Here is a 22,046-nt window from a genome sequence, read left to right as displayed (position 1 = left end):
TGTTCAGTCTTTTCCGACATTGGCCGCGATGGCCGTCTTGGCTTCGTCGATCAGGGCAACGGGGTCGAAACCGGCATCCTTTGCCTCGTCGATCCAGCGCGCTTCGACCTCTTTCATCAGAGAATTGAAGGCTTCGGTTTCTTCGGCGGACAGAATGATGATTTCGTTCCCATGCTCCACGGCCTCTTGCCGGCCCGGATCTTCGCCCGCGATGAACTGCTTCGCCGCCATTTCCGAGCTTGCCCAGCCGGACAGGGCGTCAATGGCCGCCTTGCCGTCCGCATCAAGGCGGTCGTAGCTGCGCGGGTTCATCAAGGTAAAGATCACCGCCGTGCCAAAGCGTTTCTCATCCGCCAGCAGCGTGTGATAATTCGCCAACTCATGCACCTTGAGCGCCGCCGCGATTTCCCACGGGATCGCCGCGCAGTCGATCACACCTTTGGACAGCGCCTCGGGGATCGCCGGCACAGGCATCCCGACCGGCGTCGCGCCCAAAGCTTCGAGCATGTACTGCCCCGTGCGTGAGGGGGTACGGATCTTGAGCCCCTTGAAATCCGCCAGTGTTCGGATCGGCTTGTCCTTGCAATGCATCAGGTTGCCCGCATGGACGATCTGCAACACCGGCTTGACGCGGTTGCGGCCATAATCGTCGGCCAGCGCACCATCGGTCATGTCGGCGATGGCCAGCGAGGTGGACATCGGATCGCCGTTGTAGACGCTTGGCAGTTCAAAGACCTCCAGCCGCGGGAACCGGCCCGGCGTATAGCCCGGCAGCACCCAGCCAAGATCGACGATGCCATTGCGTACCTGGTCCGAGATTTGCGGCGGGGCACCGCCCAACTGCATCCGGGGATAAATGGTGATCTCGATGGCCCCGTTCGAGGCGGCCTCGACCGCTTCGGCCCAGGGGGTCATGACTTTGGCGGCGGGCATCGACTGGGGTGTCAGGAAATGATGAAACCTCAGGTCGGCCGCGTTCGCCGTAGCGACACTCGCGGCAACACATGCAGCCGCGGCAAACCATTTGCGCGCGTTGAACAAATTGTCCTCCCATTTTCAGCAAGGGTGCGCGCGGGGGCGACGCACCGGTCGTTCCGGGCCGGGGCGCGCCTGTCGGCTGCGCCTCTTGGCCTGGTGCCGAAATTAGGCGGGATCGGAGAGGTCAAGAATACGGGTTCGGGTTTCGAGGGGTGAAGCTTTTGCTTTCACCAGTCGCTGCGCGCGATCTGCCAGCCATAGCGCCCTTCCTCGGCGGACTGAAGGATCAGATCCACAAAGGCTTCGCGTACCGCCGCGATGGAGCGGGACATGGTTTCGACCCGTGGCGTGGCAAGACCCAGCGTACGCGTAAAGGCCGGCAGATCCACATCGCGGGCCTCGACCTCGCCGGAGTTCAGTTCGTCGAAGAACAGCGCCCGGGGTGCCAGCGCGCAATGGGTGCCGCGCATGACAAATTCCCGCCGGATGTTGACGGCCTGCACCTCGACCGTCTTGGGCATCCGGTCGCCGGCGTTTTTCAGGAACCCCTCTAGCGAGGTGCGGGTCAACTGACCGCGTTCGTCAAGGATCAGCGGGACGCGGGTCAGTGCCTCGGGTTCGACCGGATCGCCAAGACCGGCCAGCAAACCGGGCCGCCCGATCAGGCAGATCTTTTCGACGAACAGCGGCAAGCTTTCGATATGCGGGGTCTCGATTTTGCTGTGCACGATCGAAACGTCCAGTTCCTGATCCTTGAGCCGCCGTTCGAGGTGATCGGCATAGCCTTGCACAAGATGCAACTGAAGGTCAGGGTAGAGATCGGAACAATGCTCCAGCAAGGCGGGGACAAGGACCCGGCCAAGCGCCGGAGTGACCCCAACGCGCACGCGCCCTGTCGGGTTTGACGAAAAGCCGGCCATGTCATCGCGCGTGGTCTGGAAGCGTTCGACAATGTCGCGGGCATGGCCGATCAGCCGCGCCCCCGCCGCCGAAACACGCACCCCGCGCGAATGCCGTTCGAACAACTGCAAGCCCAGCTCGTCCTCAAGCTTGCGCACCTGCTGGCCAAGCGCCGGATGGGTGACATTCAGCGCCTCGGCCGCCGCGGAAAAGCTTTTGTGCTCCACCACGGAAAGGAAATATTTCAATTGTTTGAGGTCCATACGCGGATCAATGGCCCAGTTCGGACACCATCGCAAGAGCCAAGGCCTAGAGCGCCTCTTGCAGAAGCGCCAGATAATCCGAAGCCATCGCCGGGCGCGGATTGGTGGCCGAAAGGTGATCCTTTGCGGCCTTTTCCGCGATCTCGGGCAGCACCTCCGGCGTCACGCCAAGCGCCCCCAAGGACGTTGGCAAGCCGATGCGAAGAAGGAACCGATGCATCCAGTCGTCGATGGGCTGACCCTCGGGCACCTCGGCGGCCCGGCGAATGTCGGCAATCGCCGGACCCGCGTGATCCTTGTTGAACCGCAGGATATGCGGCAGCAACACGCCCACAAGCGCGCCATGATGCAGCTTTAGCTCGCCCAGCGGGGTTGCCATGGCATGGGCACCGCCAAGCGCTTTTTGCAGACACATGCCACCTTCCAGCGCACCCATCATCATTTCCCAGCGCGCCTGCCGATTGCTGCCGTCTTCGACCGCAACGGGCAACCATTTCGCCGTGCGCCTGACACAATCCAGCGCAATGGCTCCGGCGGGCGGATTGACCCAGGGACTCATGGTGGTTTCGATCCCGTGGCTCAGCGCGTCGATGCCGGTGGCCGCAGTCAGATGCGGCGGTAGCGTCAGGGTCAATTCGGGGTCGCAGATCACTGTATCCGCAACAAGGTTCAGGTTCACGGCCACCGATTTGGTGCCGTCCAGCAGGGACATCACGCAGGCACGGCCAACCTCGGCCCCGGTTCCGGCGGTGGTTGGGATCGCGATCTGCGTCGAAACCTTGCCGATCCTCTCGGACCCACCGGTCTTGACGTTGTAATCCGCCAGCGCCCCGCCGTGCGAGGTCAGCAAAGCAATCGCCTTGGACAGGTCGATGGGCGACCCGCCCCCCAGCGCAATCAACCCGTCGCAGCCGTTGTCCCGCCACAAGGCGAGACACTCCAGCAGCGAGGCTTCGGTCGGGTTTTCCGTTGTGCCGTCATAAACCACCGGATCATGCGGGCGGGCGGCGTCCAGCGCCTTTTGCAATAGGCCCGCATTGGCCACGCCCTTGTCCGTCACCAGCAATGGGCGGCGCATTCCAAGGCGCGAGATTTCATCCGCAAGCGTGCCAATCGCACCAAAATCGAACTGGATGCGGGACAGATACTGGATCAACGGCATCACCCTGCATCCTCGAAATAGATATGCTTGGATTCAAGGAAATCATTCATGGCTTCGATCCCGTGCAGTCGGCCGATGCCGCTTTCCCGATAGCCGCCGGTCTCCACCTCCGCCATCAGACGGTTGTGACAGTTGTTCCAGACGGTCCCGAATTTCAGCTTGCGCGACATGCGCATCCCAAGGTCCATGTCCCGCGTATAAACCGAAGCCGCAAGTCCGAACCGCGTGGCGTTGGCCTTTGCCAGTGCCTCTGCCTCGTCCGAGAAGCGTTCAACGGACACGATGGGACCAAAGAGTTCCTCCTGCACGAGGTCATGCATCACATCGTCGATTTCAAACAGGGTAGGCGAGACAAAGTTACCCGCCTCCAGCGCCGCGCCGCCGGTGTCACCCTGCAACAGGACTTCGGCCTCGTCGCTGGCCCGTTCGACCAGCGCGAGAATCCGCGCCTGACTGGGCCGGTCGATCAGCGGCCCCAGCCCGACACCTTCGTGCAGCGGATTGCCCATGACGACCCCGGCAAAGGCCTGACGCAGGGCGGCCCGTGCTTCGTCATATATGTCGTCATGCACCAGAATACGGCTGATGCAGGTACACATTTGCCCGTTCAGCGCCAGCGCGCCACGCAGGATCTCTCCGACCGCGCGCGGCAAATCCGCGTCCGGAAAGACGATGGCAGGTGCCTTCCCGCCCAGCTCCAGCGAGACATGTTTGATGGTCTCGGCGGCATTGGCCATGATGATCTTGCCGGTGCGGGATGAACCGGTAAAAGAGATCACGTCGATCTCGCGGTGGGTGGACAGGACGTGCCCCACATCCGTGCCAAACTCGTTCACCGAATTGACGATCCCCTTGGGCAGCGAAGCGGCGGCCTCGAAACATTCCATCACGATGGCATTGGTTAGCGGCGTCTGTGGCGCGGGCTTGATGACCACGGAACAGCCCGCCGCCAATGCCGGCGCGACGGAACGGACCAGCAAGGTCACCGGCGCGTTCCACGGCACGATGACCGAAACGACCCCCGATGGTTCGCGGGTGATGAGACTCAGCTTGCCTTTGCCGCTTTCGAAGGTGCGGCCAAAGATGTTTCGGGCAACACCGGCGTAATAGCGGGCTTCACCAAATCCCGCCGCGATTTCGCCCATGGCCTGCGCCAGAACCTTGCCAGATTCCCGCGCCAGCACCTTGGCCAGCTCCTTTTGGCGCGCCTGCAAGGCATCGGCAAATTCGGTCAGGGCCTGCGCCCGCAGGCGCGGCTCTACCGCCCAGTCCGACCCTTCAAAGGCATCGCGCGCGGCATGCACCGCCTGACCCGCCAGTTTCGCCGAACCGTTCGGGGCGGTGCCGATCACCTCGCCATTGGCCGGGTTGAGCACGTCGATGGTGCCATTGCCCACATCGCCAATCCAGTCGCCCGCCAGAAAGTGTCGTCCTTGAAGAGATGGCATGCCCGGCCCCGTCGCTATTGAGTTTCCAGTTACGGAAGTAGCTGACGGGGCAGGACCTCACAATTTTGCTCTACCTTCGGCAGCCGTAAGAAAAACTTTGCGCCGATGTGGTCAAGCTTTGACGGATTGCCCGCTCAGACCGGAAAACCATGATCCGGCGAACGTTCAAGAAAACGCGCAAACAGCGCCTTGCAACCGGGATCGTCAAGAATGTCGACCGCGATCCCCTTGCCGCGCAGCATCTCTTCGTTGCCGGTGTAGTTCACCGCATCGCCGATCACCACGCGCCGGATACCCAGCCACAGGATGGTGCCGGAACACATGATGCAGGGCGACAGCGTCGTGTACAGCGTTGTTTCCTCGAACTTTGCCCCATAGGCGCCGCGCAGGCAGACCATCTCGCCATGGGCGGTCGGGTCCTTGTCCTGCGCATAAAGATTGTGCCCACGCGACACCACGTGATCGCCCTGTGTCAGCACGGCGCCGACAGGAAATCCGCCCTGGTCGAACCCTGTCGTCGCCTGCTCCAGCGCCATGGCCATAAAGGCCTGATCGCGGCCCGAAATCATCCCGCTTTCCCGTAGGTCTTTTCGAACATCGCCTGAACGTGCTGTCCGATCGTGGTTTCAGGGTACTTGGGCGCGCCGCTGTCTGGCAGGCAGGTCGGCACGCATTTGATCCGGGTTTCGAAATCCGGATCCACGAAGGTCGGCGCCGAATAGCGGTCGCGGCCGCTGGAGTTGTTCAGAACGCGGTGCATGTTCGAATGATAGATGCCGTTGGTCAGGATTGGAATCATGTCGCCAAGATTGACCACAAATGTGCCGTCGATCGGCGGCGCAGAGATCCAGACGCCATCGGCGTTGCGTACCTCCAACCCGCCAACATCGTCCTGCAACAGGATCGTCAGCACACCCCAATCCGTATGGGCACCAGCGCCCAGTTGGTTAGGATCAGCATTGGCCGGATGCGGCGGGTAGTGCAGGATGCGGGTTTCCAGCATCGGCGTCATCATGTCGGTGTCGAAATAGTCTTCGTCCAGTTCCAGCGACAAGGCGATCATGCGCATCAGGTGCCGGGCGAGGTCGATCATGCCGGCGCTGTAGTTTTCGAAATGCTCGCGAAAGCCCTCGGGCTGGTCCGGCCAGATGTTGATCGCGGTCTTGCCCATGCCCGCCTTGTACCAGCGGTGATCCTCGGTGATCTCGATTCCCATCTGGAATCCTTCTTTCAGGTCCTGCGGCGTACCTTCATCCAGAACCTGAAGCCCCATCGGTTCATATCCGCGCATCGACTCGGCGTTGGTGCCGTCTGACTTCATCTTTTCCTGCAACGGCAGCTCAAAGAACTGGCGCGCGACCTCAAGGTGCTTGCCAGTGACCTCGGCGGCGATGCCGTGGTTCTTGATATAGAAAAAACCGGTGTCCCGGCAGGCTTTGTGAATTTCATGAGCGACGGCTTTGCGCTTGTCGAGGTCGTCGGAAAAGCTGTCGGCAAGGTCGATGACCGGGATGAACTCGGCGGCGACGGGCGGCGTGTAAGGGATCAAGAGCAGGTCTCCGGGATGAATTGCTTAACTTCAAAGCAAGAACCTAGCCAGCCGCCCACGATGCTGGTAGACATAATTCAAGACCTTATGTTCAGTTAGCGGAACGATTATGCGACACCTCGGCAACCTTCAGGACCTCAGCAACTTCTTGTCGATCGCCAAGGCCGGCAGCCTGACCCGCGCTTCGGCCGAGGAAAACGTGCCCAAGGCAACCCTCAGCACCTCTTTGGCGCGACTGGAGGAAACGCTGAATGTCGTCCTCGCGCAGCGGGGCAAAAACGGGGTCAAGCTGACCGAGGCCGGGCAGGCGCTGCTGGAAAACAGCGGGTTGGTCTTCGAAGCCTGCGAGATTGCCGCCAACGCGGCGCGGCGGGCGCATTCGGCGCTGGAAGGCACCGTGCGGGTGGCCGCAACCTATGAATTCGGCGCTTCGATCCTTGGGACAACCGCCATCCAGATCGCGCGTGAAAATCCCGGACTGGACTTTGACCTGCAGTTCTTTCCCAACGACGTTCTGTTCCAACGGGCCGTGGATTTCGACTGTATGGTCTATTTCGGCCAACCGCCCTCGTCGAACCTGCTGACGCGAAAGATCGGTGAAATGCGCTATCAACTGGTCTGTTCGCCAGAGTTCATCCGCGAACACGGCCCCATTCGAGAGGTATCCGACCTGGAACCGCTGCCCGGCGTTCTGGTCACACGCGGCGGAATGTCCGAGGACTGGAAGCTGGCGGATTCGCTGAACAGCCAGACGGTCCGCTTCAACCCGCGCTTTCGGGTTCACGACTACTGGACCGCCAAAGTGCTGGCCGTGAATGGCGTTGCCATGGCCTATATGCCCACTTTCTTTACCCACTACGAGATCGAAAGCGGCGCGTTGATGAGCCTTCTGCCGCGCTATTCCAGCCCACCGCGCAACGTCTATGCCCTGTATCCATCGTCACGCCAGCGCAACCCGAGGATCCGGATGGTGGTCGAAAAACTTCAGGACAGCTTTGAAAGCCTGCTGATGCACCCGGGATACCAGATCGGCGCACCATTGCCGTAAAAAACGAATCGGCCAATCGTTCCTTATTTTGAACAGTTGCGGCCTTCCGTTCAGTTATGAAAAACATCGCCACAGCGATGCTCGGCACATGTGCACAAATCTTGTGCAAACCATCCGGCATGGACGGCCGATCCCGGATTTGTCGCTTGAAAAGGTGGATTCGTCTCTCGCGGCTTCGCAATGGACTGCCAAGCTGAAGGCCAGACATATCAGCCTGACGATGGAGACGCGCCATGAAACCCACGACCGCAGCCCTGACTTCCCTTGCCATCCTGACCGGGGCAACGGCCCAGTCAGCCGAGCCGGTGACCTTTGCCCTGAACTGGTTGCCGGTCGCCGAACATGGTGGGTTCTATCAGGCCCAACTGGACGGCACCTATGCTGCCTGCGGGCTGGACGTCAGTATCATTCCCGGCGGACCGCAGGTCAACAACCGGGCCCTGATGCTGGCTGGCCGGGTGGATTTCCACATGGGCAGCGACCTGCTGGCGGCCTTCAATGCCGCCGCCGAGGATATCCCGGTTGTCGCTGTTGCCGCGATCTTTCAGAAGACGCCGCAGATCCTGATGACCCATCCGGGCAAGGCCGACGGGTTCGAGGGCCTCAAGGACATGACCATCCTCGTCGATGACAATGCCTATGCCACCTACTACCGCTGGATGATCAACAAGTTCGGCTTTTCCGCCGAACAGCGCCAGCCTTACACCTACAACGCCGCGCCCTTTCTGGCGGACGATGGCAAGGTCATGCAGGGTTACCTGACATCCGAACCTTACCTGATCGAAACCGAAGGCGGCTTTAAACCGGATGTCTACCTGCTGGCCGACCACGGCTTTGACAGCTTTGCCACCACGATCGAAACCATGCGCGGCACGCTGGAAAAACACCCCGATACGGTCAAGTGCTTTGTCGAAGGCTCGATCACAGGATGGTACAATTACCTCTGGGGCGACAACAGCGCCGCCAATGCCGAAATCAAGCGCCTGAACCCCGAGTTCACGCAGGACAAGATTGATTTTGCCATCAGCCAGATGAAGACCTACGAGATATTGACCGCTGGCGACGCCGCAACGCTGGGTATCGGCGCCATCCCGCTGGACAAGGCCGAGGGCTTTTTCCGCTCGATGGTCGAGGCGGGCGTGCTGGACGAGGGGCTCGACTGGGCCTCGGCCATTGACGTGACCTACGTCAACAAGGGTCATGGCACCGACCTGGTCAGCCAGTAACCCGCATCGCTCCGCAAACCATGAAAGCGCTCATCGTATACTGCCACCCGTTTCCGGACAGCTACAACGCCGCTGTCCGGGATCGTGTCATCAAAGGGATCACCGAGGCCGGAGGCGAGGTAAAGGTCCGCGACCTTTATGCCGCCGGGTTTTCACCGGTACTGACCCGCGAGGAATGGCAAAGCCATGTCGATCCCGACGAGAACTTTGACAAGATCGCCGAGGACGGCGCGCTGATCAAGTGGTGCGACACGATCGTCTTTGTCTATCCGACATGGTGGTACGCGATGCCCGCCATGCTGAAAGGCTGGCTGGATCGCGTCATGGTGGCCGGGCTGGCCTTTCACATGCCCGAGGCGGGCCGCGCCAACATCCGCCCCGGCCTGACGCATATCAAGCGGATCACCGTCTTTACCACCTGCGGGGCGACCCGTTGGCTTTCGGCGCTGATCGGCTGGCCAGGGCGCAAGATCCTGCTGCGTGGGGTGCGGGTGCTGTGCCACCCGCGCTGCAAAACCACCTATGTGGCGATCTACGACATGAACCACGCGACGCCTCTGCGTCTGCGCGCCCATCTGGACCGCGTCGAAACCGTTGCACGCCGAATGACCGGATCCGGAGGAAGGACCTGATGACCCGCATGGAAAGCAACATGGCCGCAAATCGGATCGAAGAGATCATGCCGACACGCCCGGAACCGATCCTGAAACTTGACGGGGTCGGCAAGATGTTCGGCAAAGATGTCCTTGCCCTGCGGGACATGTCGCTGGACCTGCGGCAAGGCGATTTCGTTTCGCTGTTGGGGCCGTCGGGTTGTGGCAAATCGACGGCCTTGCGGATCATCGCGGGACTGATGCATCCCACCGCCGGGCGCGTGGACTGGTGCGGCGGCAAATCCCGCAGCGATCTGGGCTATGTCTTTCAGGAACCGACGCTGATGCCTTGGGCCACGGTGTTGCAGAACGTCTTTCTGCCATTCCGCCTACAGGGCGCAAAGCTGTCGGCGGTGCGGGGTGACATCGAACAGATCCTTGGCCTTGTCGGCCTGTCGGGTTTCGAAAAGGCTTATCCGCGTGAGCTGTCAGGCGGCATGAAGATGCGCGTATCCATCGCGCGGGCACTGGTCATGCGCCCACGGTTGCTGCTGATGGATGAACCTTTTGCCGCGTTGGATGAAATCACCCGTTTCAAGCTGAACAACGATCTGCTGGCGATTCAGGAAAGGATCGGATGCACCATCGTGTTCGTCACCCATTCGGTGTTCGAAAGCGTATTCCTGTCCAACCGCATTGTTGTCATGGCCGCCCGGCCGGGCCGCGTGATCGAAGAAATCAAAGTGCCGCAGGCCTACCCCCGGGACGAGGCGTTTCGCACTTCGCCTGAATATGCCGCCTTGTGCCGGACCGCCTCGGCGGCCCTGCATCAGGCAACAGGAGATCAGACATGAGCATGGTTTCGACCTCGTCCGAGGACGTCCTGGTACAGGATGCCGAAGAACTGGAGCGGATGCGCCTCAAGCGGATCAAGAAAATCGCCAAATGGTTTCTGCCCACCTTGGTCATGATCGCAACCGTGGCAGCGTGGCATTTCTACGTCGTCCTGTGGGAAGTGCCCCACTATATCCTGCCCGGGCCGGGGCGGGTGGCGGCCTCGATCCTCGACGACCGCGCGATCCTCTGGCCCGCTATGCTGGGCACCGGGCAACTGACCCTGCTTGCCCTTGCCTTGGCGATTGTCGGCGGCGGCCTTTTGGCGATCCTGTTCACACAGTCGGAATGGGCCGAGATGTCGTTTTTCCCTTACGCGATCATCCTTCAGGTCACGCCGGTGGTGGCGATTGCCCCTTTGTTGCAGATCTACCTTGAAAATGGCTTTGTCGCGGCGCTGCTTTGCGCCTGGCTGGTCGCCTTCTTTCCGATCCTCTCGAACACGATCATCGGGCTGAAATCCACCGATCATAACCTCGAAGACCTGTTCACGATCTACGAGGCAACCGTGTGGCAACGGCTGGCCATGTTGAAACTGCCCACCGCACTGCCGTTTTTCCTTGGTGGCTTAAAGATCGCCAGCGGGCTTGCGCTGATCGGCGCGGTTGTCGCGGAATTCGTGATTGGACGCGCGGGCACCGGGGTCGGACTGGCCTCGACCCTGCTGGAGGCTTCCTACAGGTTCAACTTTCCACGCCTCTACGCCTCGTTGATCCTGATTTCGGCCATGGGAATCGTGCTGTTCGCGATCACTGCCACCATCAGCCACCTTGCCCTGCGCAACTGGCACGAAAGCGCGCTGAAGCGCGAATAAAGGACAGACCCATGTCGCCATCTTCCATCGAGGCCGCGCGCGCGGCCCTCTCACACCTGCCCATGGACAATTCCGACCGCGCCATCGAGGCCAAGAGCCGGGATTTCTATTGGTACTCACCGGTGCTGAAACCGCGTCTGGACAAGGTCAAAGCGGATTTCGTCGTTTCGCCCCGAACCGAGGCCGAGGTGATCGAGGTGCTGCGCATCTGTCACGCATATGGCTGCCCGGTAACGGTGCGCGGCTCGGGCACCGGGAACTACGGCCAGGCGATGCCGCTGGCCGGGGGCTGCGTCATGCATATGCAGAACATGAACTCTGTCCTCGGCATCGCTCCCGGCAGGGTCACGGTCGACCCCGGTTGCACCCTGCGAGACATCGACCGCGCCTGTATTGACCACAGCGGGCAAGAGCTGCGTCTGCTGCCCTCGACCGCCGGAACCGCAACCGTCGGCGGCTTTGTCTCGGGCGGGTCGGGCGGCGTGGGATCCTGCCGCTGGGGCTGGTTGCGGTCGCCGGGCAACCTGATCCGCCTGCGTGTCGTCACCATGGAGGCAGAGCCGCGCGTTCTGGAGCTGACCGGTGATGAGCTGGCCCGCGTATCCCATGCCTATGGCACCAACGGGATCGTCACACAGATCGAATTGCCTCTGGCCCCGGCCTATGACTGGATCGGCGTGCTTGTGACGTTTCCCACCTTCCCGGGTGCCGCGCAGTTTGCCGAAGATATCGGCAACCAGCCCGGCATTCTGGCCAAGAACATCTCGGTTTTCGAGGCACCGATTGCCCATGATTATTTCCAGCGCGTGCGCCCGCATGTGGACAGCGACACCAATGTCGCATCCATCATGGTGGCCCCGCAATCATTGCAGGCGCTGCTGACCGAGGTGGCGCATTACGACGGGGCACAGGTGATCTATCGGTCCGACACGTCCCAGTGGGACCGGGACCCCGGCATCCTTTACGAATACGGCTGGAACCACACGACGCTTCGCGCGCTCAAGGTGGATCCGGCGATCACCTATCTACAGGCGCAATACCCGGCAGAGGGGGGCGTCGATCTTGCGGAACAGATGCGCAGGGCCTTTCCCGGCGAAGTGCTGCAACACCTCGAGGTAATCCGAAACGGCGCGCGCACCGAATTTGTCGGCTTGCCGCTGGTGCGTTTCACCACCGAGGCACGGCTGCAAGAGATCATCGACGCGCATGAGGCAGCCGGGATCATGATCTTCAACCCGCATTGTTACACACTGGAGGAAGGCGGGCGGCAGACCGTCGACGACATCCAGTTGCGGTTCAAACAAGAGGCCGACCCGCAGGGTCTTTTGAACCCCGGCAAGATGATCTCATGGGACCGGCCCGACTGGGACTACAGCGAACTGTATCAATACGCAGGCCAACGGACCTGAACGGTTGTGCCGGCGGTCCGGTCAGGCGGACCGCCGGTTTCTTGTCACGCCTGCAAGGCAGCCTCGCGGTGTCGCGGCTGCGCATTGGCAGCACCACGGCGGGGCAGGGGGCTGGGCACGGCGGAAAGCAAACGCTGCGTGTAGGCGTGGCGCGGGCTTCGCAGCACCTGTTCGGTTTCGCCGGTCTCGACGATCTCGCCCCGGTACATCACAGCGATGCGGTGGCTGACCCGTTCCACCACCGCGATGTCATGCGAGATAAAGAGAAAGGCAATGCCCAGCCGGTCCTGAATGTCCTGCATCAGGGCCGTGACCCGGGCCGCGGTGGATACGTCCAGCGCCGAAACCGCCTCATCCGCGACGATCACCTTTGGCGAAACCGAAAGGGCGCGGGCAAGGCACAGCCGCTGACGCTGCCCCCCGGAAAACTGGTGCGGATAGCGGTCCGCCGCCGCCGGGTCCAAAGTCACCTTTTCCAAAAGTTCGGCGGCCAGATCTGATCGGGCCTGACCGCTCAACCCGCTGTGCAGAAAGGCCGGTTCGGTGATCAGATCCCGAACCTTCATCCGGGGGTTGAGGCTTGCGAAAGGATCCTGAAACACCATTTGCACATCGGCGCGCGCCTGTTGCAGCGCCTGCGGGCCAAGGCCGGTGATCTCGCGCCCGGCAAGGATCACCCGGCCGGCATCAGGTTCGATCAGGCGCATCAGCGCCCGCGACAGGGTGGATTTGCCACACCCGGATTCGCCCACAAGGCCCAGTGTTTCACCCGGGAGGATTTCAAACGAGACATCCTTGACGGCCGGCACCCTGACCTTGGGTTTGAGGAACCCGCCACTGCGGGCAAAACTCTTGGTCAGACCGGCGACCCTGAGCACCGGTTCCGCCGGGGCGACTTGCGGGCGCAAAGGCGACAGGCCCAGCTTGGGCGTCGCCGCCATCAGGTCCCGCGCGTATTGCGATTGCGGCGCTTCGAACAGGGCGCGGGTAAAGGCGACCTCTTCGGTATTGCCGTGCCGCATCACCACGACCCGGTCGGCCACTTCGGCCACCACGCCCATGTCATGCGTGATGAACAGGATCGCCATGCCGATTTCACGCTGAAGGCTTTTCAGCAGCTTCAGCACCTCGGCCTGCGTGGTGACGTCCAGCGCGGTTGTCGGTTCGTCCGCGATCAGAACGTCGGGGCGGCAGGCAAGCGCGATGGCGATCATCACCCGTTGCCGCAACCCGCCGGACAATTCGTGCGGGTACTGGTCCAACCGCCGCGCGGGATCCGGAATGCGCACCTGATCCAGCGCCCGCTCGGCGGCGATCCGCGCCTCGGCCCGGCCCATGCCCTGATGGCGGCGCAGCACCTCGCCCAGTTGTTCGCCAATCCGCATGACCGGATTCAAAGAGGTCATCGGCTCTTGAAAGATCATCGAAATGCGGTTGCCGCGATAGGCCTGCATGGCCCGGTCGGACAGGTGCCCCAGATCCACGGGGGCCTCGGCCCCCAGCCGGATCTGACCTGCGGTGATGCGCCCGCCCTCGCGTTCGATCAGCCGCATCACCGACAGCGCGGTGGCCGATTTGCCCGAGCCGGATTCACCGACCAGGGCCAGCGTTTCCCCGGCGTGGATGTCAAAGGACAGATCGCGCACGGCGGTATGGCTGCCAAAGGCGATCGAGAGCGATTTGACGGAAAGGACGGGAGCATCAAGCATGGGTCAGAACCGTCCCATCGGAGGGGTCCAGCGCCCGGGCTTTGGCGTAATACGGGCCTCGAACGGGTCTTTGCCGAAGACCTGCCAATGTACGGTATCCGACAGGTCCAGCATCCCCCATGCGGCAGCGGGTTCACCTTGCGTGGTAAAGCTTTCGGTCAGGCTTTGCTGGGTCAGATGGGTGATGCCATTGACCGTGGTCACGGTGTTCCAATGCACGTGGCCGGCAATGCAGACCACCGGAACGCCCGCCTGCGCCAACGCCTGACGGACGCGCGGGCTTTCTGGGTAGCGCGAAACTTCTTCGTTGCGCTCGAACCAGTAGTTGCCAACCTGACCGTGACCGGACACCGGCACGTGGCTGGCGACAAGCGTCGGCTTTTGCGCCGCCTGCATGGTGCGCGACAGCCAAAGCAGGTCACTTTCTGGCAGGGAAAAGCCATAGTGATCTTCGGTCCGGGTGATGCGCGGGTCGGCACGCCAGAGGGCGACCTGCCAATCGCCGCAGTCAAGCAACTGGTTGGCAAGGCTCTGGCCAAGGATCTCTTCGTTCTGGGCGGTGCTCAGGTAATCACGGTCATGGTTGCCGTTGACGTGATAGACCGGCGCCTTGACCGCCTTGAAGGCTTCGGCCACCTCGGCTTCCAGCCGCAGGTCGGTGGTCTCGTCCACGTCGGAAATCCGGTCGCCCAGATCCAGTACAAGGTCCGGTGCCTCGGCATTGGCCCAGTCGGCGAACTCTGCCATCAGCGCAAGAGCGGCGTCGCCGCGTTTGGCATGCGAAGGGGCGCCGTGATGAATATCGGTGACGATGGCGATGCGAAGGGTCATGTGTCTGGTCCTGAAGGGAGGGGTGGCGCGCCCCGACGGGGACGCGCCGATGCGGCTTAGCTGTCGGCAAGCGCGATGGCGCCGGCGCGGAAATCAAGCACGTAGGGGATGTGGCCGGGCTGCGGCGCCCAGTCGATGCCCTTGTGCATGCCCCAGCTTTCGAAGGGACGGTACAGCGGCAGAACCGGCGGATCCTGCTTGATGCGGTCCATCAGCTCGACATAGGCGGCCTTGCGCTCTTCGATGTCCTTGGAAAAACGGAAGCGTTCCCAGATCGCCGCGTATTCCGCATCGGTGTTGAAGCGGCCCGAGCCTTCGGAGGGGCCGTTGGGCGCCCACATCACCCCGAACGAGCCGAAGGGGTCGGCGAAATACATCGGGTTCGACCAGCTGCGCGCCATCAGGTCGGGGCTGGCCCCGGTCCATGTTTCGGTCACGTTCACGCGGCCCTTGATGCCGACTTCGGCCCACATTTCGGTGATGGCCTGTGCGGCCAGAACGCCGTTGGTGTAGTAGACCGGGTAGGCGTCAAAAACGATCTCTTCCCCGTTGTAGGACGAGGCCGCCAGCAGCTCGCGCGCCTTTTCGGGATCGTATTCAAAAGTGTTGAGCTCGGGCATGTGCAGTTCGCCCATCTCGGCCATCGTGTGGGTCGAGGGCACGACCGCCTTGCCCAGCCACAGCGCCTCGTTCAGCAGATCGCGGTCGATGGCCATCGACATTGCCTGACGGATCTTGGGGTCGACCAGATTGGGGTGGTTCACGTTCATGATCATGACGTGGAACAGCGCCGTGGCCGAACCTTCGGTCTTGAGGTTGGGATCGGCGTTAATCAGGGCCAGCTGATCCGGCGCGATATTGGTGACGATGTCTGCTTCGCCGGTCTTCAGCGCGGTGATGCGGCTGGCGGTTTCGGGAATGCGAATGACCGTGGCCTTTTCCAGCGGCGCACGGTCGCCCCAGAAGCCGTCAAAGCGCGCGTAGACCACTTTCTGACCGGGTACGAATTCCGAGATCGCGTAGGGGCCGGTGCCGACAGGCGCCAGCGAGAAGGCTTCGAAATCGCCATCCTCGGCCACTTCGGGATCGCCGGACAGCGCCTTGGTGTACTCTTCGGGGATGATCATGACCTGCTGAAGCGAAACCAGCGTTTCCCACAGCGGCTCGGGGCGTTCGACCTTGATCTGAACGGTATAGTCGTCGATTTTCACCGCTTCGGCAAAGTTCGCCAGACGATCCTTGGAACGCACGACGTAGGGGGCAAAGGTCGCCTGGTACATGCGGTTCAGCGAAAAGACCACGTCGTCGGCGGTCATGTCTTCGCCGTTGTGGAACTTGACGCCTTCGCGCAGCTTCAGCTCCATCGTGGTGTCGTCCACCAGCTTCCATTCGGTCGCCAGTGCGGGTGTCCATTCCGGTTCTAGCTTGGAATGATCACGGTCGATCAGCGTGTCGAAGCTGTTGTAGTAGAACTGCGAACCCACGTTGGAATGGTCGCGGCCCGGATCGAGATATTCCGAGATATTGGCCGCGCCGACGGTGATCGACTGGGCAAGGGCCGAGCCAGCCAGAAGCGTGGCAGCGGTGGTCATCAGAAGGGTCTTCATGGTCTTCTCCATTGAGGAAGTGGGAAGGGCGTCTTCGGCCTCTTGATTAGCGGTCGCGCAGGCGGACATCGGCGCGGTCACGCAGCCAGTCGCCAAGGATCTGCACGGAAAAGGTGACAAGGATGATCAGGGCCGCGGGGGCAATCACCATCCAGGGGGCGGTGGGCATGTAATCGCGGCCATAACCGACCATGCTGCCCAGCGTGGCGGTGGGGGGCTGCACGCCAAGCCCCAGAAAGGACAGTGTCGATTCAAGGATCACGATGTTGGACAGCGACAGGGTGAACTGCACCACCAGCGGCGAGACGATGTTCGGCAGCACATGGGTCAGCGCAATATACCGCTGACCGCCCCCCGAGGCGCGCGCCGCCTCGATGAAGGGAAGCTGCGTGATCTTGCGCACCTCTGCGCGCACGATGCGGGCGTATTGCTCCCATCCGGCGATGCCCAGCACGCAGATCATGACCGTCAGGGAGGATCCGAACAGCGCAAGGATCAGCAAAGCCAACAGGGTGAAGGGCACGGCGATTTGCAGATCGACCGCGGCCATGATCGAATCCTCGACCCAGCCCCTGCGCAGCCCGGCGATCAGACCCAGCGTGCCGCCGATCAGCAGGCCGATGGTTGCCCCCGCCAGCGCAAGCCCAAGCGTCAGTTGCAAACCGTGCAGGCTGCGCGACAGGACATCGCGGCCCAGTTCGTCGGTGCCAAGGTAGAACCCGTCCTTGTAGCGATCGAACCCCAGCGGCGGGCGCAGCCGCGAGATCAGGCTCTGCGACAGCGGATCGAAAGGGGCAATCAGCGGTGCCAGCAGCGCCATCAGCACCAGTGCCAGACCGATCAGCGCCGCGGCCTTCTGGATGCCGTTGCTGTCCTGCCAGAGCGTTACCAGCAAAGGCGCGCGCGAGGGGATGTGAGAGGTGGCGGTCATGGCTTTATCCTTTGGCCATGCGGATGCGCGGATCCGCGACGACATAGGCGATGTCGGTGAGGGCATTGATGACGACCACCGCGAAGGCGACCGAGATCACCCCGAATTGCAGCACCGGGTAGTCGCGCATGATGGCGGCCGAAACGAGCAGTTCGCCAATGCCCGGCCAACTGAAGATCGCCTCGACCACGACATTGCCCGCCGCGGCCATGCCGGCGATTTGCAGCCCCAACACCGACAGCACCGTGACACCGGCATTGCGGAGCCCGTGTTTCAGGATCACGACGGTTTCAGGCAGGCCCTTGGCACGGGCAGTGCGCATGAAATCCTGCCCCAGAACGTCCAGCATGGCGTTGCGGGTAAAGCGCGTCAGCGCGGCAATCAGCACGCCGGACATGGCGATGGTCGGCATGATGAAATGCCACGCCGTGCCATTGCCGACCACCGGCAACCAGTTGAGCGAAAAAGCAAAGATCAGCACCATGAAGGTGGCGATCACGAAATTGGGCACCGCGTAGCCGATAAAGGCCAGCCCCATGACCGCACTGCCGATCCAGCTGTCGCGCCACAACGCCGCCGTGACCCCAAGCGGGACGGAAACCACCAGCGTCAGCGCCAGCGCGCTGCCCAACAGTTGCAGCGACGGCCAGATACGTTCGGCGACGATCTCGGCCACCGGGCGGCGCTCGATGAAGGAGAGGCCAAAGTTGCCCTCGAGGATCCCGCGCAGATAGGCTAGGTATTGATGCCAGATCGACCGGTCCAGACCGAAATATTCGATCATCAGGGCGCGATCTTCCTCTGACAGGCCATCGCCAAGCGCGGTATCCAGAGGGCTGCCCGACATGCGGGTGGCAAAGAACACCAGCGTGATGATGGCAAAGAGAGTCAGCACCATCTTGAGCAAGGTGCGCAGGATATAAAGCGTCATTCCGGGGCTCCCATGCGGTGAAGCTGGACAAAGCGGGTGCCGATGGCCCGCGCGATGGCGCCGTCCGTGTCGGGATTGTCTCCGACGAAAACGGCCTCTGCGGCAGAAACGCCGGTGCGCGACAGCGCCAGCGCGGCAAGATGGGGATGCGGTTTGCCAATGCTTTCGAAATGCAGTTCCGTGAGCATGGCGCGCAGCGCCGCCAAAAGCGCGCCGGTCTCGGCGATGGGCTGGCCACCATGGCCGGGATGCGCGGTGTCGGTGTTCGACACCCAAAAGACGGCCCCGCCTTGCACCAGCGACGCCGCCGCGTTCAGCCGGTCCAACGACAGTTGCGTATCACGGCACAACAGCACCAGATCCGCCCGGTCGGTCGTCAGGTCAAAGCCCAGCCGTTCGGCCTCGGCCTCCATCGCGGCGCTGGCAAACAACGCCAGCCGTGCGCCCGGGTGCAATCGCGCCAGATGCGCCAGCGTCTGCTCTCCGGCCAGCAGGATCCGGTCTGCGGGAACCCTCAGGCCGAGATCGGCCAGATCCGCGCTAAGATCTGCCGCACAATGGGTCGAATTGTTCGATACCAACCACAGCCGTTCGCCACAGCTTTCCAGAAAGGCGGCCGAATCCGCATAGGCCCGCCCTTCGGACACGAGGCAGCCGTCGAGGTCACACAGGACAAGACGGTCCTGCGCCACGAGGTCGGGCGAGAGATGGCTGGCAAGCCGGTCATTTGCGGTCAGTACTAAGGCCACGGGCAAAGGCTCCCTGTACCTCGGCGCGCGGTCGCGCCGAGGCAGTCTGGTGTGGGGACAGGTGATCGTTCAGGTTCAGGTTCGGCCGTTTCCGGCACTGGGGGTCATTTGCCTGCTGGCCGTGACATGGCTGTGACAAAGCAAAGTTATGCTTTGGGAAAACCATAGCTGCACTTTGGATTGCCCATGACTTTGTCCCTGCGCACCCTCGAAACGCTTCGCACCGTGGCCGAATCCGGCTCTTACGCGGCAGCGGCGCGGCAATTGAACGTGACCCAACCGGGAATCTCTCAGCAGGTGCGCAAGCTGGAAGAAGACTATGGTGTCGAACTGTTCGTGCGCGAAAAGGGCAGACTGCACCCAACGCCCCTGTGCGAAAGGCTGTGCGATTCGGCGGAACGGGTCATCAGCGAATACCAGTCACTGGAACAGATGCTGCGGCGGCACGGCTCCCTGACCAAGGGGGAACTGTCTGTCGGGCTGGGAAACGCCATGCCGGGCATGTCGGTGATCGCCGCCTTCAACAAGGCCTATCCGCAGGTGACGCTGGAGGTCACGACGGGATCCCATGACAAGATCATGCGGCAGGTCATCAATCACACGGTTGACGTGGGTATCCTGCCCGAGGTGCCAAAGGACGCCCGGTTCCGGCGCAAAACGCTTTTGACCAACAATGTCGTGGCGATTGTCGCCCTGTCACACCCTCTGGCCGCGCAGGAGGAGGTCACATGTGAAGAGTTGTTGCGCCACCGGTTGATCTTTCGCACCACCGGTTCGTCGACCCAAAAAGTTCTGGATCGCTATTTCCGCCGCCACGAGGTATCGCCCGCGCCGTTCCTGACGCTGGACAACCGGGACGGTGTCTATGAGGCGGTCGTCAACGGCATGGGTGTCGGCTTTGTCTGGCGGACCGGGACGGGGCGCAACGAAGACGTCAAGCAGTTGCGGTTGCTGGGGGCCGACACCTCCAGCGCGGAGGTCGTCTTTGCCCCGGTCGAACGCAGGATGGAAACCTTGAACGCGCTGTTCGGCCTGATCGACGGGCTGGCGCTGCCCTGACAGGATTTTTCCGGTTGGCGTCTTGCAAGATTGACCGCGCGGGCTATCTCCCCGCCTTGGTGGCAAACACGCGGGCAGCCGACGGTTGGCAGGTGTCCCCGGTCTTGATCCCGGGGGCACCGATCTTGCGATGGCTATGCCCAACAGCCCGCGGCCTGCGCATCCTCAACAAAGCGGGCAAAACTGCGCGGCTTGCGCCCCAGCGCGTGTTCGACACCATCCGCAAGGCTTGCGTTTTTGCCGTCGAGGATCTCGGCCACAAGGGTTGCGACAAAGCTCGCCTCGTCCTCGGGGACCCCGACCGAGATCAGCGTGCCTTCGAACTCTGCGGCGGTTGAGGCGCGAAAGCGCACCGACCGGCCGGAAACCCGCGCGATTTCGGCCACGGCCTCATCCCAGGTCAACAGCTCCGGTCCGGTCATCTCGTAGACCTTGCCGCTGTGCCCCGGTTCCAGCAGCGCGGCAGCGGCCACATCCGCCACATCTTCGAGATCGACAAAGGGTTCCGGCGCACCAGAGGTCGGCACCGCCACTTCTCCCGCCAGGATCCCGTCAAGAAAGCCGCCTTCGCTGAAGTTCTGCGCAAACCAGCTGGGCCGCAGGATGGTCCAGTCCATTGACGAGTCCATCAACAACTGTTCGCAGGCCTGCGCCCGCGCTTCGTTGCGTTCGGACAACAGCACGATGCGACGAAGGCCCGCCTTTTCAGCGGCCTGCACGAATTCTGCGATAACCGCTTGCGCCGATGGCACCGCCAGATCCGGTGAATAGGCGACATAGGCCGTCTTGGTCCCTTCCAAGGCTGCGGGCCATGTGGACGGCTGCTCCCAATTGAAGGGGATGGCGCTGTTCCGGGTGCCCGGACGCACTGGAACGCCACGCGCCTGCACCCGTTGCGCCACGCGTTTTCCGGTCTTGCCGGTGGCTCCGATCACCAGAACGGGCGCCTGTGTCTCTGTCGCATTCATCTTGTCACTCATCCTTTTGTCAGACCGAAATGGGCCAGCGCCTGTTGCGCGATTTGCACCCCGCCGGACTCCTGAACGAAATGCCCGCCTTCGGCGATTTCCAACGGTTCCGGGCAGCCTTTGATGATCGTCCGCATAAAGTTCATCACGTCCGGCCCCAGCATCTTGTCCTTCATGCCGATGGCCATGAAGCTTTCGCCGTTCCACTCCTCGGACCAGAACCGCGCCGCGCGCTGAGAGGTTGCGACACCGGGCGCATCCATCGAAGTGGCGATCAACAGGGGGAACTTGCGCACGCCCGCCTTGTAGCGCTGATCCGGGAAGGGCGCGGCATAGGCCTGGGCATCGACGTCCGAGATGCTCGGCTCGTTCTTTTGCATGATATAGGGCACGGGCACGTCGGGGTCGGCCACGATGTCCGCTTTCCATGCGTCAAAGGCCGGGCTGTTGACCGGGCCAGCCATCAGACCGGTGTTCATGATCAGCAGGCGTTTGAACCGGTCCGGCATCTCCATCGGCAGGGTCAGCCCCAAAACGCCGCCCCAGTCCTGAACGACCAGCGTAATGTTCCTCAGGTCAAGGTGGCGGATCAGGCCAAGCATGTAGTTGCGATGAAAATCAAAGGAATAGACCGCATCGTCGACGGGTTTGTCCGATTTCCCGAACCCCAGCCAATCCGGCGCAATGACCCGTGCGCCCGCGTCGGCAAAAATCGGGATCATCTTGCGATACAGGAAGCTCCAGCTCGGCTCGCCATGCAGCAGCAGGAAAACCTCGTCGGCACCCTTGTCGCCCTCATCAACGTAATGCCCCCTCAGACCCTCATATCCTTCAAGGTTTTCAACGTAATGCGGTGCAAAGGGATAGTCCCTCAGCCCCGCGAACCGCTCTTCCGGTGTGCGTAGCGCCGCGATCATGATCTCATCTTTCGTGTTGCGATTTGGTCAACTGACCTAGTATCTAGGTCGCTTGACCAA

General features: G+C 62.1%; 21 protein-coding genes. 7 read left to right on the top strand and 14 right to left on the bottom strand.

The window, feature by feature from the left end; genetic code table 11:
• Positions 1–3 precede the first annotated feature (3 nt).
• The 6 genes from KJP30_RS17010 to KJP30_RS16985 all read right to left on the bottom strand — a co-directional run bounded on the left by KJP30_RS17010 (position 4) and on the right by KJP30_RS16985 (position 6,300).
• The gene (locus KJP30_RS17010; protein ID WP_218450533.1) at positions 4–933 is read right to left on the bottom strand and encodes a TRAP transporter substrate-binding protein; all 930 of its coding nucleotides are present in this window, start codon (positions 931–933) and stop codon (positions 4–6) included.
• A gap of 272 nt (positions 934–1,205) precedes the next feature.
• On the bottom strand, positions 1,206–2,141 hold the full coding sequence (locus KJP30_RS17005; RefSeq protein ID WP_246594591.1) for a LysR family transcriptional regulator: 936 nt from the start codon (positions 2,139–2,141) through the stop codon (positions 1,206–1,208).
• 46 nt (positions 2,142–2,187) lie between these two features.
• Entirely contained in the window at positions 2,188–3,303 is a 1,116-nt protein-coding gene (locus KJP30_RS17000) for an iron-containing alcohol dehydrogenase (RefSeq protein ID WP_218450531.1), read from the bottom strand.
• The gene (locus KJP30_RS16995) at positions 3,303–4,751 is read right to left on the bottom strand and encodes an aldehyde dehydrogenase family protein (RefSeq protein WP_218450530.1); all 1,449 of its coding nucleotides are present in this window, start codon (positions 4,749–4,751) and stop codon (positions 3,303–3,305) included. Before KJP30_RS16995 ends, KJP30_RS17000 begins: the two co-directional genes overlap by 1 nt.
• Positions 4,752–4,885: 134 nt before the next feature.
• Entirely contained in the window at positions 4,886–5,320 is a 435-nt protein-coding gene (locus tag KJP30_RS16990; protein ID WP_218450529.1) for a nucleoside deaminase, read from the bottom strand.
• Positions 5,317–6,300, bottom strand: coding sequence for an isopenicillin N synthase family dioxygenase (locus KJP30_RS16985; protein WP_218450528.1), 984 nt, complete (start codon positions 6,298–6,300; stop codon positions 5,317–5,319). The genes KJP30_RS16990 and KJP30_RS16985 overlap by 4 nt, the downstream gene beginning before the upstream one ends.
• Before the next feature lie 109 nt (positions 6,301–6,409).
• Here KJP30_RS16985 and KJP30_RS16980 point away from each other — a divergent pair, with 109 nt between their 5' ends.
• The 6 genes from KJP30_RS16980 to KJP30_RS16955 all read left to right on the top strand — a co-directional run bounded on the left by KJP30_RS16980 (position 6,410) and on the right by KJP30_RS16955 (position 12,284).
• On the top strand, positions 6,410–7,348 hold the full coding sequence (locus KJP30_RS16980; RefSeq protein WP_218450527.1) for a LysR family transcriptional regulator: 939 nt from the start codon (positions 6,410–6,412) through the stop codon (positions 7,346–7,348).
• 233 nt (positions 7,349–7,581) lie between these two features.
• Positions 7,582–8,574 (top strand): ABC transporter substrate-binding protein, encoded by a 993-nt coding sequence (locus KJP30_RS16975; protein WP_218450526.1) that lies wholly within the window; start codon positions 7,582–7,584, stop codon positions 8,572–8,574.
• Between the two features lie 20 nt (positions 8,575–8,594).
• Positions 8,595–9,206 carry an NAD(P)H-dependent oxidoreductase gene (locus tag KJP30_RS16970; protein WP_218450525.1) on the top strand — a complete coding sequence of 204 codons (612 nt, stop codon included), beginning with the start codon at positions 8,595–8,597 and terminating at the stop codon, positions 9,204–9,206.
• Between the two features lie 8 nt (positions 9,207–9,214).
• Positions 9,215–10,021: an ABC transporter ATP-binding protein gene (locus tag KJP30_RS16965; RefSeq protein ID WP_224874643.1), complete on the top strand. Its 807-nt coding sequence runs from the start codon at positions 9,215–9,217 to the stop codon at positions 10,019–10,021.
• A complete protein-coding gene (locus KJP30_RS16960; RefSeq protein WP_218450524.1) occupies positions 10,018–10,875 on the top strand; it encodes an ABC transporter permease in 858 nt (285 codons plus the stop codon). The genes KJP30_RS16965 and KJP30_RS16960 overlap by 4 nt, the downstream gene beginning before the upstream one ends.
• Positions 10,876–10,886: 11 nt before the next feature.
• Entirely contained in the window at positions 10,887–12,284 is a 1,398-nt protein-coding gene (locus KJP30_RS16955; protein WP_218450523.1) for an FAD-binding oxidoreductase, read from the top strand.
• Between the two features lie 44 nt (positions 12,285–12,328).
• Here the strand turns inward: KJP30_RS16955 and KJP30_RS16950 are convergent, their stop codons facing one another.
• Genes KJP30_RS16950 through KJP30_RS16925 form a run of 6 tightly spaced genes read right to left on the bottom strand, consistent with a single transcriptional unit; the run spans position 12,329 to position 19,042 of the window.
• A complete protein-coding gene (locus KJP30_RS16950; RefSeq protein WP_218450522.1) occupies positions 12,329–13,993 on the bottom strand; it encodes an ABC transporter ATP-binding protein in 1,665 nt (554 codons plus the stop codon).
• Positions 13,994–13,996: 3 nt separating this feature from the next.
• Positions 13,997–14,824 carry a metallophosphoesterase family protein gene (locus KJP30_RS16945; RefSeq protein ID WP_218450521.1) on the bottom strand — a complete coding sequence of 276 codons (828 nt, stop codon included), beginning with the start codon at positions 14,822–14,824 and terminating at the stop codon, positions 13,997–13,999.
• A gap of 56 nt (positions 14,825–14,880) precedes the next feature.
• The gene (locus KJP30_RS16940) at positions 14,881–16,431 is read right to left on the bottom strand and encodes an ABC transporter substrate-binding protein (RefSeq protein ID WP_218450520.1); all 1,551 of its coding nucleotides are present in this window, start codon (positions 16,429–16,431) and stop codon (positions 14,881–14,883) included.
• A 46-nt stretch (positions 16,432–16,477) separates the two neighbouring features.
• Entirely contained in the window at positions 16,478–17,362 is an 885-nt protein-coding gene (locus tag KJP30_RS16935) for an ABC transporter permease (protein WP_218450519.1), read from the bottom strand.
• Between the two features lie 4 nt (positions 17,363–17,366).
• Complete coding sequence (locus tag KJP30_RS16930) at positions 17,367–18,293, bottom strand: ABC transporter permease (protein WP_218450518.1); 927 nt, start codon at positions 18,291–18,293, stop codon at positions 17,367–17,369.
• Entirely contained in the window at positions 18,290–19,042 is a 753-nt protein-coding gene (locus KJP30_RS16925; RefSeq protein ID WP_218450517.1) for an HAD family hydrolase, read from the bottom strand. Before KJP30_RS16925 ends, KJP30_RS16930 begins: the two co-directional genes overlap by 4 nt.
• 186 nt (positions 19,043–19,228) lie before the next feature.
• Here KJP30_RS16925 and KJP30_RS16920 point away from each other — a divergent pair, with 186 nt between their 5' ends.
• Positions 19,229–20,101 (top strand): LysR substrate-binding domain-containing protein, encoded by an 873-nt coding sequence (locus KJP30_RS16920; protein WP_218450516.1) that lies wholly within the window; start codon positions 19,229–19,231, stop codon positions 20,099–20,101.
• Positions 20,102–20,235: 134 nt separating this feature from the next.
• On the opposite strand, the gene KJP30_RS16915 is transcribed toward KJP30_RS16920, so the two are convergent.
• Positions 20,236–21,081 (bottom strand): Rossmann-fold NAD(P)-binding domain-containing protein, encoded by an 846-nt coding sequence (locus KJP30_RS16915; RefSeq protein WP_246594589.1) that lies wholly within the window; start codon positions 21,079–21,081, stop codon positions 20,236–20,238.
• A complete protein-coding gene (locus KJP30_RS16910) occupies positions 21,078–21,986 on the bottom strand; it encodes a haloalkane dehalogenase (RefSeq protein ID WP_218450515.1) in 909 nt (302 codons plus the stop codon). Before KJP30_RS16910 ends, KJP30_RS16915 begins: the two co-directional genes overlap by 4 nt.
• Positions 21,987–22,046 lie beyond the last annotated feature (60 nt).

The organism is Antarctobacter sediminis (assembly GCF_019218285.1).
GTDB lineage: Bacteria > Pseudomonadota > Alphaproteobacteria > Rhodobacterales > Rhodobacteraceae > Antarctobacter > Antarctobacter sediminis.
The sequence above is the reverse complement of the archived record's forward strand: the minus strand, read 5'-3'. Positions and strand labels throughout refer to the sequence as shown.